Consider the following 13,830-nt stretch of genomic DNA (forward strand, 5'->3'; position numbering starts at 1 on the left):
CCCTGCTCCTGGCAGGACCTGACAAATCCATTAGCCCCTGCTGGCCACTCGCTACTGGCAAGCCTAGCAAAGGCTGGCGAAGTGTGCGGACTACTCGCAAGCACCCTTCGGCGCGCATTCTAGCGCGCCCGTGGAAAAAGCAAAGCTCCATAATTGCACTGCAAGTTGTAAGTTTTTTACCTACGTCGCGAACGTGCCGAATAAACCGTTTGCCGTGCAGGAAATGCCGAAAATCTGACAAAAAAATGCCCGGCAAGCCGGGCAAGTTTTTACCGCGTCGCAGTTACAGGTTGTAGCCGCGTTCGTTGTGCTGAGCCAGGTCGAGGCCGACCGACTCTTCTTCTTCGTTGACCCGCAGTCCCATCACCACATCCAGCACCTTGAGGATCACATAGGTGACGATGGCGGTGTAGACCACGGTGAACAGCACGCCCTTGGCCTGGATCCAGACCTGCATGCCGATGTCGGTCACGGCGCCAAAGCCGCCCAGGGCCGGGGCTGCGAACACACCGGTGAGGATGGCGCCGACGATGCCGCCGATACCGTGCACGCCGAAGGCGTCCAGCGAGTCGTCATAACCCAGCTTGCGCTTGAGGCTGGTAGCGCAGAAGTAGCAGATCACGCCCGAAGACAAGCCGATCACCAGAGCGCCCATCGGGCCCACGGTGCCGGCAGCCGGGGTGATGGCGACCAGCCCGGCAACCACACCCGAGGCAATGCCCAGGGCGCTCGGCTTGCCGTGGCCGATCCATTCGGCAAACATCCAGCCCAGTGCCGCAGCGGCGGTAGCGATCTGGGTCACCAGCATGGCCATGCCGGCAGTACCGTTGGCGGCAGCAGCAGAGCCTGCGTTGAAGCCGAACCAGCCGATCCACAGCATGGCAGCGCCCATCAGGGTGTAGCCGAGGTTGTGCGGCGCCATCGGGGTGGTCGGGTAGCCTTTGCGCTTGCCCAGCACCAGGCAGCAGACCAGGCCTGCGATACCGGCATTGATGTGCACCACGGTGCCGCCAGCGAAGTCCAGCACGCCCCAGTCCCACATCAGTGCACCGTCGCCGCTCCAGACCATGTGCGCGATTGGCGCGTACACCAGGGTGAACCAGATACCCATGAACACCAGCATCGCGGAGAACTTCATGCGCTCGGCGAAGGCACCGACGATCAGCGCCGGAGTGATGATGGCGAAGGTCATCTGGAAGGTGATGAACACCGCTTCCGGGAACAGCGCGGTGGCCGAAGTCAGGCTGTCGGGCGTGACGCCGCTGAGAAATGCCTTGGAAAAGCCACCGACGAAGGAATTGAAATTGAGCACGCCCTTTTCCATACCGGTGGTATCGAAGGCCATGCTGTAGCCGTAGACGACCCACAGAATGCTCATCAGGCCGGTGATTGCAAAGCATTGCATCATCACCGACAGCACGTTCTTGGAACGCACCATGCCGCCGTAGAACAGGGCCAGGCCCGGGATGGTCATGAACAGCACCAGCGCCGTTGCAGTCAGCATCCAGGCGGTGTCGCCGGAGTTCAGCGCTGGGGCAGCCTCCTCTGCCAGGGCAAGCCCGGGCATTACGAGGGGCAATAGGGCTCCTAGCCCTGCGATCTTACGCAGAGTCATGTTGTTTTCTCCTGGGGCGTTGGGTTTGGTGAGGCTTTTTTTGCTGCTTAGATCGCGTCGGTATCGGTTTCGCCGGTACGGATACGGATCGCCTGCTCCAGATTCACCACGAAAATCTTGCCGTCACCGATCTTGCCGGTGTTGGCTGCCTTGGTGATGGCTTCGATTACCCGATCAAGGTCCTTGTCATCGATGGCGACATCGATCTTCACCTTGGGCAGGAAATCGACCACATATTCAGCACCGCGATACAACTCGGTGTGGCCCTTCTGCCGACCGAAGCCTTTGACTTCGGTGACGGTGATGCCCTGCACGCCGATTTCCGACAGTGACTCGCGCACGTCGTCCAGCTTGAACGGCTTGATGATGGCTGTGACTAGCTTCATGAAACTCTCTCCCGATTTGGTGGACTTGCCCCAGGAAAACAAACCCGTCTCAAGTCTAAGCGCAGCGGTTGGCTTTGTAACGCGTCGTCGGCATGTGGCTCTGCGTGCGCACTGCCTGGTCACAAGGAACTGCATCAGTGCATGGCTCGCAAAGGTGTTTGCAGAAACCTTGCCAGTTCTGCCAAAGCGTCGAAAATCAGGGGGTTATGTGAATCCGGCGGACTTGGCCAGTCGCCAGCATGTAAAACATGCACGAAGTTGGTGCGCACCAGCAGCCCGCATTGCGCGAATTATGTGCAGCCGCGCCAGCCTGGGCAGCGCAATTGCCCGTGGTACACTGCCGGCCATTTCCCAGTTTCAGTGGACAGCCTCATGCTCGCGCCTAAAGCCCTTCTCGACGCCCTGAGTGACCAGGCCTCGCGCCTGTTCAGCAGCGACACCGCCCAGCCCCGTGCAGAGCTGGAAAGCCAGTTCAAGGTGCTGATGCAAGGTGCTTTCAGCAAGCTGGACCTGGTCAGCCGCGATGAATTCGACAGCCAGATGGTCGTGCTGGCCCGCACCCGTGCACGCCTGGAAGCCCTCGAGCAGCAGGTCGCCGAGCTGGAAGCGCGGATGGCGCCTGGCGGCAAGGAATAGCAATCGACAAGGAGTGCCTCAGCATGAGCTGAAGCCGGCCGGCGGTATCGAGGTGCATGCCATCGTCACCCGCGAAGCGGTACAGGGGCTGGGACCGGCGCCGAGCGTGAAAGCCACGGCGCTGATCAAGGCCTCGCACATCATCCTCGGCGCCAGGCCCTGAGATCAGGCCGAGGCTCCTAGGCGTTCCGGCGCGGATGGTGGCTGTCTTGGCGGTAACTCACTGGGATGCAGGGTGCCACGGAACAGTGCAGCACCGCACTGGGTGACCAGGGTCCTCACGCGGTTATGCGAATTGAGGACTTCGGCTTGAATATCCTCGATGGTCGAATCCCCTGGCTGCAAGGTGGCCGCACGATTGACCCATTCGATAGCGGCGAAGCGGCTTTGCTTGCGTGTACCGCGCCCCTGCATCCAGGCCAGCGCCAGTTCGGCGCTGGCACGCCCGGCGATCCATGGGTCCGGGTGCTCGACCAGGCTCGACAGGTAGGCCACCGCCTCGGCCGGCTCCTGCGCCTCGCCAAACTGGCGCAAAAGAATCCCCAGGTGCAAGCGAGCGCGGGCATTGGTCTGCGCATTGCCCAGCGCGTCGACCAGCAGGCGCCGGACTGCCAGCATGGCGCTGCGCTCGTTCAGGTCCTCATCGCCATGCATACGCAGGCAAGCCAGGTTGTACTTGGCCTGGCGGCTGCCCGCCGCGACCGCACGCTGCAGCCAGTACTCTGCCGTTTGCTCATCCAGGTAGTGCTGTGGTGTATTCCCCATGCCACCTCGGTGCAGCTCATACAGCCCCAAGGCCGCCCCTGGCAGGTTCAGTTGGGCGCAACGCTCATACAGGTAGCAGGCCACTTCATGCCGATTGGCAGCCCAGAGCAGCCGCGCCACCTCCAGCACCTCGAAGCCCGGCGCCTGGCCCGCGCACTGGCGTTTCACGGCCATCTGCAGCCATGCCCACGCCTGCTCGGCCGAGCGTGGCAACCCCCACAAGCCAAAGTGGTGGCCGGCAGCGCGTAATGCACAGGCGCCAGCATGCGAGCGACCTTCACTCAGGCGCTCGATGGCGGTGCGCAGCAGCTGTTTTTCGTCAGCCATGCCGTCGCGCAGGATCAGCTCGACCAGGCAGCGAAAGGGCGCGCCCATTGCGGGGATGGCACCATGGTCGGCATTGCTCGCAAAGCTTGCGGCGAAGTCGCGCATGGCGCCCGGGTGATCCTGCAACGCATGGCTGCGCAAGGCGCCCCGCCACGCCAGCACTACCGCACTTTCCCTGGGCCGGAGCAGGCGTTGTGACCAAGCATCCAGCACCTGTTGCCAATCGGCAACTGCCTGCAACTGATCGGTATGGGGTAGCGTCAGCCGGTCTTCGATGGGTATCCAGCGCAGCGCATTTCGCAGGCTTTCGTCCCAGGTTTCGCACAATGGCCCATTGGCCAGCAGTTCAATCGCGTCAGGGCTCGCACCCCAGCGGGGGGACAGGGAAATGGCGAGGGCCTGGATCGCTTCAAAGCATCCGGGGCGAGCGACCAGGGCATGGCGCAACCAGTAATAGCGAGGGTCCTCGTTCTCGTGATCGACCCGCCTGCCCAGACAGGTCGGCAGCGCTTTCGGTAGTTCGGCCAGCGGCAAAAGCCCATGCTTCACCAGCAACGGCGCCGCAGCCTCCTGCACTTCCACGTCCGCCTGGGCACTGGGCCGGTAGCGCGCGGGCTGGCCTTGAAACAGTTCGATCAACCACCCAGGCTCAGCAAACCGCGCACTGAGATGGAGCATGCCCACAAGCGCTGCCACTGGCTGGGCTGAGCGGTCCATGGCACGCACCAAGTGTGCGGCAGCGGTTTCGCAGATTTGTTCGACGGCTAGCGCGGCTGCGGCGTTGCGCTGGCCATTGCCATGCACCTGGCGGGCGCGCTGAAGGCAGTGCCAGCCCATCACCACCTGTGGGTGGTAAGCCTTGGGGCAGGCATCCATCCAGGCCTTGAGCACCTGGCTCATGGCCTTGCCGCCCTGGCACTCGGCGTCGACCAGCATGTGCCCTTCCAGGGCACTCAGGTAGGCAGGAAACTCCCCGTTCGGGGCCTGTCGCCATTGCGCTTCGAGGCTGTCGAAATAACGGTTGAGTTCAACAAATGCACGGGCGTCCGCCAGTTCGCGGATGACCTGGCGCGTGCGGGTGAGCGTTTGCACGGAGCAATACCTCAAGTCCATTTGGAAGAAGCTGCGGTGCCATCCCATGGCAACCGCCGTTGCCCAACAACACTAAGCCATACCTGGCGGCTGCGCAAAGTTAATTGGATCCATTTTAGTCGGCTCCAGTGAAATCACAGGGAAAAAACCTGCCCTGTAAAACCACGTCGCACACTTCCTGCGCCTGGCTCTGACGCGCTGGCTATCCTTGCCCCACCCGCAGGCAGCGGCCTTTTTAGCGACAACGGAGCGTCCATGTCCCTAGCACTCGTCCACAGCCGCGCCCAGGTGGGCGTGCAGGCACCGTCGGTAAGTGTCGAAACCCACCTGACCAACGGCCTGCCGCATCTCACCCTGGTCGGCCTGCCGGAAACCACGGTCAAGGAAAGCAAGGACCGGGTGCGCAGCGCCATCGTCAACTCCGGGCTGAACTACCCGCAGCGGCGCATTACCCAGAACCTCGCCCCCGCCGACCTGCCCAAGGATGGCGGGCGCTATGACCTGGCCATCGCCCTGGGCATTCTTGCCGCCGATGGTCAGGTGCCAATTGCCACCCTCGTCGATGTCGAATGCCTCGGTGAACTGGCGTTGTCTGGCAAGTTACGCCCGGTGCAGGGCGTGTTGCCTGCGGCTCTGGCGGCGCGCGAAGCCGGTCGGGCGCTGGTGGTGCCACGGGAAAATGCCGAGGAAGCCAGCCTGGCCAGTGGCCTGGTGGTGTATGCGGTGGGTCACCTGCTGGAACTGGTCGCCCACCTTAACGGCCAGGTACCACTGCCACCGTACGCAGCCAATGGTTTGATCCTGCATCCACGTCCCTACCCGGACCTGAGCGAAGTGCAGGGCCAGCTGGCGGCCAAGCGGGCCTTGCTGCTGGCGGCGGCCGGGGCTCACAATTTGCTGTTCACCGGCCCTCCTGGCACCGGCAAGACCCTGCTCGCCAGCCGCCTGCCCGGGCTGCTGCCGCCACTGGACGAGCACGAGGCGCTGGAAGTGGCGGCAATCCAGTCGGTCAGTGGGCACGCTCCGCTGAACAGCTGGCCACAGCGGCCGTTTCGTCACCCGCACCACTCCGCGTCTGGCCCGGCCCTGGTGGGTGGCAGCAGCCGACCGCAACCGGGTGAGATCACCCTCGCCCACCATGGCGTGCTGTTTCTGGATGAGCTGCCTGAGTTCGAACGGCGGGTGCTGGAAGTGCTGCGCGAGCCGCTGGAGTCGGGCGAGATCGTGATTGCCCGGGCGCGTGACAAGGTGCGTTTTCCGGCACGCTTTCAGCTGGTAGCGGCAATGAACCCGTGCCCTTGCGGGTACCTGGGCGACCCGACTGGCCGCTGTCGTTGCAGCACCGAACAGATCGCGCGGTATCGCAACAAGTTGTCCGGGCCGTTACTGGACCGCATTGACCTGCACCTGACCGTGGCCCGCGAGAGCACCACGCTGAACCACCAGCCTTGTGGTGAAACCAGTGCCGATGTTGCCGCCAGGGTTGCTGAAGCGCGGGAGGTGCAGCAACGGCGGCAAGGCTGCGCGAATGCGTTCCTGAACCTGGAGGGGTTGCGCCGCCATTGTGGCCTGGCAGCGGCGGACCAGCTCTGGCTGGAAGGTGCCTGCGAGCGGTTGACCTTGTCGTTGCGGGCAGCGCACCGGTTGTTGAAGGTGGCGCGCACGCTGGCGGACCTGGAAGGCTGCGAAGCGATTGCCCGGGGGCATCTGGCCGAGGCTTTGCAGTATCGGCCGGGGAGCAGTTAGGTGGCGGGGATGCGCTGTAGCCCATCGCCGACAAGCTAGCCATAGGGAATCGCGTGAGGGCTGACAGGTGCTTGCCGCAAGATATGCAGCGCCAAGCACCTGTCAGCCCTGCCGCGCCCCCCTCTTACCCCAAAGATACCCCGAAACCGAATACCCCCCAGGCCCGGTCACCGCCAACCCGCCATAAAGCGCCACCAGCAACCAGGCAAACTGCCCCTGCTCCAGCGTCCAGTCCGGGTGCACCACCACCAGCGCCACCAGCAAAACCGCCAGCACCGGCAGGCAAGCCAGGCGGGCAGCGACCCCCAACAGCAGCAGCAACGGGCATACCACCTCGGCGAATACTGCCACCCCCAACGTCAGCGAAGGCCCTAGCCCAAAGGGATCTTCGATGCGCTGCAACTCATCGCTCCAGTGCAGCAACTTGGGCAAGCCATGAATTGAAAGCAGCAGCACAGCAGCCATCACCCGCATGAACAGCAGGCCGGTGGCGGTCAGGGTCGGAGATTGAGGGTCGAGGAAAAACTTCAGGCGTGGCATGGCAATGGTCTCGCTGATCGATCAACACGTGAGCATTGCCTGATTGGCAGCCTATTGATTGCGCAGGTGTGCTGAGCTGGATGCCAGCGCCTCTTCAACCACCATCAGCAACACTTCCTCGGGAAAAGGCTTGCCCAGGCAGGCCAAGGCGCCAAGGCTCATGGCTGCGCGTACTGCGCCTTCCTCCCAATGCGCTGACATGCAGATCACCGGTAAACGCCATTGCAGCCGAATCAGCTCATGCTGCACTTGCTGACCACTCATCCCCGGCATCCGCAAATCAAGCAGCACACAGCCCGCCTGTGGCGCCAGCTCCGAGGCCAGAAACACCTCTCCTGCGGCAAATGGCAAGGTTTCGAACCCGGCCGAGCGCAGCAGGTTGGCCAGGCTTTTGCGCACCGAAGCATCGTCGTCGACGATGCACACCCATCTGTTCATGCGCCGCCCAGGCCTTCAGGCCGTGCTCCGATCACCTGGTGCATGGCCACCAGCTCAACCAGCGAGCGGGACTGCATCTTGTTCATGATGTTCTTCTTGTGCACCTTGGTCGTCACCTCGCTGGTGCCAATCTGCTTGGCGATCTGCTTGTGTGACAGGCCATCGACCACCAGTGAGAAAACCTGGCGCTCGCGCTGAGTCAGGCGCTGGTACTTGTCCTCGACCTGTCGCGCGTGGCGCCATTTGCGTCCATCGACCACAGCCCGTGCGCGCACCGCCTGCAGCAGTGCCAGCAACTGGTCCTCGTCGAAAGGCTTGGTCAGGAACTCCACGGCACCGGCACGCATGGCCTGGACCGTCATCGGGATGGTGCCGAAGCCGGTCATGAACACGATCGGCCACGGCAGGGCCAGTTGGCGCAGCGCATCCTGCACCTCCAGGCCGCTGGTCCCGGGCAGATGCATGTCCAGCAGCAGGCAGGCGTAGGGGGTTTCCAGGCGCGCATCGAAAAGCGCCTCGGCACTGGCGAACAGGTGATGCGGGATATCCTGGGCGCGCAGCAGCCGGCCCAGCGCCGTGCGCACCGATGGGTCATCGTCCACTACCAGCACCGGCACGTGCGTGCTGTCGACCAGCGGCTCCAGGGTGGAGGTGCACAGCGGCGATTGAGCAAAAGCCTTGCAAGGTACTTCCAGGCTGATATCGGCGGCCAGGCGGTAACCGCGGCGTGGCACGGTCTGGATCAGGCCGTGATTGGCAAAGGCCTTGCGCAGCAAGGACACCTGCACCTGCAGGTTGTTGTCCTCCACTACCGTGCCGGCCCACACCTGGCTGAACAGTTCCTCCTTGCCGACCACCCGGCCTTTGGCCTTGATCAGCGTGGCCAGCACCTCGAATGCACGCCCGCCCAACGCGATCGGCTTGCCGTCGAGAAACGCTTCTCGCCGCTCCAGCGACACCTGGGCATTACCTATTCGGATCATGGCTTCCTCGCACGGGGACGGGCGTTCGCGCAGCCCGGGCAGCCTAGGCCAGCGCACGCATTCAGACAATTATCCCGAGGGATAGGTTGGCCCAAGGACTATACAAGCGCCCGGCAAAGGCCTGGGGGCGATAACGGACAACGGCGTGCCCGTTACGGCCAAGCGCGCTGCAAGCCGCATCCACAGGGGGGGCGCTGCGTATACTCGCGTCTCATGATGTCGCTAGCAGGGGTGCCCGATGCTCGATGAACGCCTCGCCCACAGGCCCATCGATTTTGACCAGTCGATCGATGAGGGCTGGTTGAACCGCTGCGACATTACCGCGCTGGGCCAGGAAGGTGAACTCAGCTACTTTCGTCTGCACGACCCCGCCAGCCAGCAAGCCTGGATTGCAGTGCGCGCTCCGCTCGAAGCCCCTGCCGCCTGCCAGCGGCTGGAACGTGATTACCGCCTGCAACTGGACCCGCAGTGGGCGGTCATCCCGTCGGCATTCGTACGCTCCGCCGAAGGCCCGCTGCTGGTGTACCCGGCCGGCCGCTCGGTCGCCGACCTGATCGCCAACGGCCCACTGGCGCTCGCGCCGTTTCTCGATATTGCCATGAACGCGGCCAACGCCCTGGCGCTGGCCCACGAAGGCAATGTGCTGCATGGCGCCCTGCAGCCAGCGCATGTGTGCCTGCAGGGCAACCAGCGGGTGCGCCTGAGCTGCTTTCGTGCCGACCCGGCGCAGTTGATCAGCGAACAGGGCACCCCGCTCGGCAACTGGGCGTACCTGGCGCCGGAACAGGTCTGCCCGCACGGCAGCAGCAGCGACCGGCGCAGTGACATCTATGCCTTGGGCGCGATCCTTTACCAGCTACTGCTGGGCGAGCTGCCGCTGACCGGGCGCGACACCCCGCACTGGCGTCAGCTGCATGCGGGAGTGCAGCCGCGCGCCGCCTGCGAAGTCGAGAGCAACGTGCCGCAGCCGCTGAGCCGGATCCTGGCCAAGGCACTGGCCAAGGAACCCGATGCTCGCTATCAGAGCGCCCGCGCCCTGGCGATAGACCTGGGCCACTGTCAGCGGCAATGGACCGCTACCAGGACCCTGCCGGCCTTCGAGCCCGGTTGCGCCGACCCGGTCTCGCCCAGCCGCGAGCGCCTGTATGGCCGCAACGCCGAACAGAAAGCCATCACCCTGCTGCTCAGGGCCATGCGCCGCGACAGCACCCCGCAGGCCCTGCTGATCAACGGCCCCGCTGGCATGGGCAAGTCCAGCCTGGTCGAAACCACGCTGAAAACCTGTGCCACCGGCCATTGGGCAACTGGCAGATGCAACAGCCTGCAGCAAGCGGTGCCGTATGGGCCGTGGGTGGAGATACTCGGCGCGCTGACTACCCAGTTACTGGCCAAGAGCAGCGAGGACCTTGATGCCCCGCGGCGCGAGATACTGCGCCGCATCAAAGGCCACGGCCGGCTCCTCGGCACGCTGGCACCGGACCTGCAGTTGATCCTCGGTCCCCTGCCCGAGCTGCCAGCGAAACCCACGCGCCTGGCCTTGCAGAAGGAGCTGCGGGCCATCGTCGAGTTCCTGCAAGTGTTCAGCCGCCCCGGCCACCCGCTGGTGCTGTTCCTGGACGACGTGCAGTGGGCCGATGATGCCTCGCAGCGCCTGCTGGCTCAGCTACTGGCTGACCCGCCTGGCAACCTGCTGCTGATCTTCGCCAGGCGTACCGATGTGGCTGTCGGCAATGCCATGCCCACCTTGCCGGCAACCCTGCGCAGTACCACGCTGACCCTGCGTCCGCTGGCCGTTGGTGCGGTAGCCGAACTGATCGGCGAGCGCTACCACGTCGGCCCTGAGCAAGCGTTGCCGCTAGCCGGGCTGGTGCACGAAAAGACCGCGGGCAACCCGTTTTTCATCAACCAGATTCTCCGGGCCATGGTCGAAGACCAGCTGTTCAACTTCGACACCCAGGCCATGCGCTGGTCGTGGTGCCTGCAGGCAGTGGCCCGCCACCGCTATGCCGACAATGTTGCCGACCTGATGATCCACCGCCTGACACGCCTGCCAGCGGCGCAACGCGATGTGCTGCGAGTCGCCAGCGCGGCCGGCAACCGATGTGATGATGGCTTGCTCCACCAGGTCCTCGCAGAGCCACCAGGCGAACCGTTGAAAGCCTTGATTGCCGCCGGTTTCCTGTTGCCTGGCCAGAAAGGCCTGGGCTTTGCCCATGACCGGGTAATGGAGGCGGCTTACCAGCTCACGCCGATACCCGAGCGTGCCTCGCTGCATGGGCAGATTGCCCAGGCCATGCTCGGGGCCTGGCCCGAGCATTTGCACGAAGTGCTGTTCGAACTCGCCCACCAGCTGCAAAGCGCCGACCCATGCGGGTTTGCAGCGAACGACCGCGAAGTGTTCCTGCAGCTTTTGTGCGAAGCGGCATCGCGCACCCGCGACAGCGGTGCCTTTGCACAGGCAGTCAGCTACCTGCACACGGCCGACCAGCTACTGAACCACGGCGGCACGCTGCAAAGCCGCGCCAGCCATGGCTTTGCCATCGCCTGCATGGCGGCAGAGTGCGACATGCAACTGTCGCGCATGAGCGCGGCCGAGGCCCAGGTCGGCGTATGCCGGCAGCGCGCACGCACGCCGCTGGACCAGGCACGGGTGTGTCGGCTGCAGGCACGCCTGTGGACCTTGCGTGGTGACTATCAGGCGGCAATCGGCAGCGCCATGTGCGGCCTGGAGTTGCTGGGGATCCGCTTGCCGCGCGGGGTTGATCGGCAACACGTGGAGGCCAGCCATGCCCATGTGCTCAGCCTGATCGAGCACAAGGGTCGTCACTGCCTGGAGTCGCTGCCACGCACCGATTCGGAGGAAGCAACGGTCGCCATCAGCCTGCTGGCGACACTGTCGTCATCGTTCTTCGTGCAGGACGACCTGTGCTTCCTGCACCTGGCCAAACTCATGGAGCTGTCGCTGCTGCATGGCGTTGCGCCAGGCAGCACATATGGCCTGGCCTGGTTCGGGGTAATGGTTGCTCAGCGCTTCGGCGCCTATCATGACGGCCATGCCTATTGCCTTGCCGCCCTCAAGCTGATCGAACGCCACGGCTTCGAGGCTGACCTGACCAGCGCGCTGCTGGCCCTGGACCAGGTCAGCGCCTGGACTTCGCCCATGGAGTTTGCTCGCCGCACCGCGCTGGAGGCAGTCGACTCTGCGCGCCTGAGCGGCGACCTGGCGATGAGCTGCTACGCCTGCAATCACCTGGTTTCCGATTCGCTGTTCATGGGCCGTTACCTGCCTGACGTTGCCGATGAGGTGGCGCAAGGCCTGGCGACCGTGCGCCGCCATGGCTACCACGATGTCGAACAGATCCTGCAGGCCCAGCATGCATTCGTTGCCGAACTCAGCGGCACACCCTGCCCGGTCTCGACCGTACCAGTCGACTCGCCCACCACACTGTTCTTCCGCCACCTGTTTGCCGGTATGTCGGCGTTCTACCTGGGCAATATCCCCCACGCCCTGCAGCACCTGGCGAAAACCGCAGACCACGCCTGGGCGGCACCGGCGCATATCAACCTGGCCGACTACCACCTGTTCCACGGCCTGGCCCTGGGCAGCCCGGAGGCCCCTGGTAGCTTGACCGAAAAGCTGCACGCGCTGCAGGGCCTGCGTGAGCGCTTTGGCCATTGGGCCGGTTTCAACCCGGCCACGTTCCGCAACAAGCTGCTGCTGATCGAGGGCGTGATCGCCAAACTGGAGGGCGACGGCCTTGCCGCCATTCGTTGCTTCGACCAGGCCCAGATCGCCGCAACCGCCGCCGGCTTCATCCACGAACAGGCACTGGCCCACGAACAGCTGGCCGAGGTATGCATTCCCAGTGGCTTGATTTCGGGTGCCAACCTGCACCTGCGGGTCGCCCGGGACTGTTTTCACATCTGGGGCGCGACCGGCAAGGTGCATCAGCTGGAGACGTTGCATCCGTTTCTGCGCACCCAGCCGATCCAGGAGACCTACCGCGCAACCCACCAGGCCAAGCTCGACCTGGAGGCCGGCATCGAGGCGGCACGGGCGCTGTCCGAGGAAGTGCTGCTCGAAGGCCTGATCGAAACCCTGATGGGGCACCTGACCCAGCATTCCGGCGCCGACCATGGCGCTTTGCTGATCGTCAGTGGTGCCGAATTCCAGATGGCTGCCCTGGCCTACATCGACGATGCGGGGCTGCACGTGAGCATGGACAACTGCCAGAAGTTCATGACCCAGGCACCGCTGTCGATCATCAACGCCACCATGCGCACCCGCAAGCCGCTGGTGCTCAACGATGCGCAGAACGATTGCCCCGAGGCCTTCCGTCACGAACTGCAGGCGCGCAACGCCCGTTCGGTGCTGTGCCTGCCACTGGTGATCCAGGGCGTCCTGATCGGCCTGGTGTACCTGGAAAACCGCCTGGTGCCGAACCTGTTCGGCAGCCAGCGTCTGGCCATGCTGGAAATCCTTGCCTCGCAGGCCGCGGTGTCGCTGCAAACCGCCAAGTTCTACACCCGCCTGGCCGAAGACAACCAGAGCCGGGCGCAGATGGAGGCCGAGCTGCGCCGCTCACGTGCAGAGCTCGCACGCAGTGCGCACCTGCAGGTGATGAACGAGCTGTCGGCGTCGATCGCCCACGAAATCAGTCAACCGCTGCTGGGCATCGCCTCTAACGCTGCGGCCAGCCTGCGCTGGCTGAAGCGCAGCAAGCCCGACCTGGATGAGGCGATAGCCGGGCTGGAAGACATCCGCAACGACAGCGAACGTGCGGCCAACATCGTGCGTGCACTGCGTTCGCTGGCCAAACAGGCGCCGATGCAGCTCAAGGCGATGAAGCCCGACGAGCTGATACGCCAGGTGGTGCGGTTGACTTCGGCCGATGCCGCCAAGGGCACGGTAGACGTGCAGACGCGGTTGCAGGCGGGGGTCAGCGTGATGGCTGACCCGGTGCAGTTGCAGCAACTGGTGTTCAACCTGATCACCAATGCCCTGGAGGCACTGGCGGGATATCGCAGCGATGGAGTGCTGCGCATTACCTCGTCGGTCGCTGGCGACAGGGTGGAGATCTGCGTCGACGATAACGGCCCGGGCATCGCGCCCGACGAGCGCGAGCGGGTGTTCGGGGCGTTCTACACCACCAAGGACGATGGCATGGGGATGGGCCTGGCGATCTGCAATTCGGTGGTGCAGGCCCATGGCGGACAGCTGCAGGCGCTGGCCTCGGACCTCGGTGGTTGCCGGATTAGCTTCACGTTGCCGGTGAACCATTCGTAGCCTGTTGCAGCCCCT

10 protein-coding genes are annotated in these 13,830 nt (G+C 64.2%); 4 read left to right on the forward strand and 6 right to left on the reverse strand.

Translation table 11 applies throughout. The annotated features are described in order from the left end of the window. Positions 1–283: 283 nt before the first annotated feature. Positions 284–1,615, reverse strand: a complete 1,332-nt coding sequence (locus AC5O5R_RS26310; protein WP_172219292.1) for an ammonium transporter — start codon at positions 1,613–1,615, stop codon at positions 284–286. 47 nt (positions 1,616–1,662) lie between these two features. Continuing rightward, positions 1,663–2,001, reverse strand: a complete 339-nt coding sequence (glnK, locus tag AC5O5R_RS26315) for a P-II family nitrogen regulator (protein ID WP_002555808.1) — start codon at positions 1,999–2,001, stop codon at positions 1,663–1,665. A gap of 372 nt (positions 2,002–2,373) precedes the next feature. On the opposite strand from glnK, the gene AC5O5R_RS26320 reads away from it, so the two are divergent. Together AC5O5R_RS26320 and AC5O5R_RS26325 are read left to right on the forward strand one after the other, a co-directional pair. After that, a complete protein-coding gene (locus AC5O5R_RS26320) occupies positions 2,374–2,637 on the forward strand; it encodes an accessory factor UbiK family protein (protein ID WP_172219293.1) in 264 nt (87 codons plus the stop codon). 13 nt (positions 2,638–2,650) lie between these two features. Next, positions 2,651–2,800 carry a hypothetical protein gene (locus tag AC5O5R_RS26325; protein WP_372242405.1) on the forward strand — a complete coding sequence of 50 codons (150 nt, stop codon included), beginning with the start codon at positions 2,651–2,653 and terminating at the stop codon, positions 2,798–2,800. Between the two features lie 2 nt (positions 2,801–2,802). Here the strand turns inward: AC5O5R_RS26325 and AC5O5R_RS26330 are convergent, their stop codons facing one another. Then, the gene (locus tag AC5O5R_RS26330; RefSeq protein WP_172286943.1) at positions 2,803–4,821 is read right to left on the reverse strand and encodes a DUF4034 domain-containing protein; all 2,019 of its coding nucleotides are present in this window, start codon (positions 4,819–4,821) and stop codon (positions 2,803–2,805) included. Between the two features lie 255 nt (positions 4,822–5,076). On the opposite strand from AC5O5R_RS26330, the gene AC5O5R_RS26335 reads away from it, so the two are divergent. Further along, positions 5,077–6,567 (forward strand): YifB family Mg chelatase-like AAA ATPase, encoded by a 1,491-nt coding sequence (locus AC5O5R_RS26335; RefSeq protein ID WP_494511836.1) that lies wholly within the window; start codon positions 5,077–5,079, stop codon positions 6,565–6,567. Positions 6,568–6,669: 102 nt separating this feature from the next. Here the strand turns inward: AC5O5R_RS26335 and AC5O5R_RS26340 are convergent, their stop codons facing one another. From AC5O5R_RS26340 to AC5O5R_RS26350, 3 genes are read right to left on the reverse strand one after another with little or no spacing between them, the layout of a single operon-like run. Next, on the reverse strand, positions 6,670–7,107 hold the full coding sequence (locus AC5O5R_RS26340) for a DoxX family protein (protein ID WP_172219315.1): 438 nt from the start codon (positions 7,105–7,107) through the stop codon (positions 6,670–6,672). 51 nt (positions 7,108–7,158) lie between these two features. Continuing rightward, positions 7,159–7,545: a response regulator transcription factor gene (locus tag AC5O5R_RS26345; RefSeq protein WP_172219317.1), complete on the reverse strand. Its 387-nt coding sequence runs from the start codon at positions 7,543–7,545 to the stop codon at positions 7,159–7,161. Next, positions 7,542–8,528, reverse strand: a complete 987-nt coding sequence (locus tag AC5O5R_RS26350; protein WP_494511837.1) for a response regulator — start codon at positions 8,526–8,528, stop codon at positions 7,542–7,544. The genes AC5O5R_RS26345 and AC5O5R_RS26350 overlap by 4 nt, the downstream gene beginning before the upstream one ends. Before the next feature lie 238 nt (positions 8,529–8,766). Between AC5O5R_RS26350 and AC5O5R_RS26355 the strand changes: the two genes are divergently transcribed. Continuing rightward, complete coding sequence (locus AC5O5R_RS26355) at positions 8,767–13,815, forward strand: trifunctional serine/threonine-protein kinase/ATP-binding protein/sensor histidine kinase (RefSeq protein WP_494514853.1); 5,049 nt, start codon at positions 8,767–8,769, stop codon at positions 13,813–13,815. Positions 13,816–13,830 lie beyond the last annotated feature (15 nt).

The organism is Pseudomonas sp. 8_5_2 (assembly GCF_059295255.1).

What these genes read in the sequence shown, in the direction of transcription:
- AC5O5R_RS26350 (WP_494511837.1), bottom strand. Translation starts at nt 8,528, where the DNA reads ATGATCCGAATAGGTAATGCCCAGGTGTCGCTGGAGCGGCGAGAAGCG.
- AC5O5R_RS26355 (WP_494514853.1), top strand. Translation starts at nt 8,767, where the DNA reads ATGCTCGATGAACGCCTCGCCCACAGGCCCATCGATTTTGACCAGTCG.
- glnK (WP_002555808.1), bottom strand. Translation starts at nt 2,001, where the DNA reads ATGAAGCTAGTCACAGCCATCATCAAGCCGTTCAAGCTGGACGACGTG.
- AC5O5R_RS26340 (WP_172219315.1), bottom strand. Translation starts at nt 7,107, where the DNA reads ATGCCACGCCTGAAGTTTTTCCTCGACCCTCAATCTCCGACCCTGACC.
- AC5O5R_RS26335 (WP_494511836.1), top strand. Translation starts at nt 5,077, where the DNA reads ATGTCCCTAGCACTCGTCCACAGCCGCGCCCAGGTGGGCGTGCAGGCA.
- AC5O5R_RS26310 (WP_172219292.1), bottom strand. Translation starts at nt 1,615, where the DNA reads ATGACTCTGCGTAAGATCGCAGGGCTAGGAGCCCTATTGCCCCTCGTA.
- AC5O5R_RS26320 (WP_172219293.1), top strand. Translation starts at nt 2,374, where the DNA reads ATGCTCGCGCCTAAAGCCCTTCTCGACGCCCTGAGTGACCAGGCCTCG.
- AC5O5R_RS26345 (WP_172219317.1), bottom strand. Translation starts at nt 7,545, where the DNA reads ATGAACAGATGGGTGTGCATCGTCGACGACGATGCTTCGGTGCGCAAA.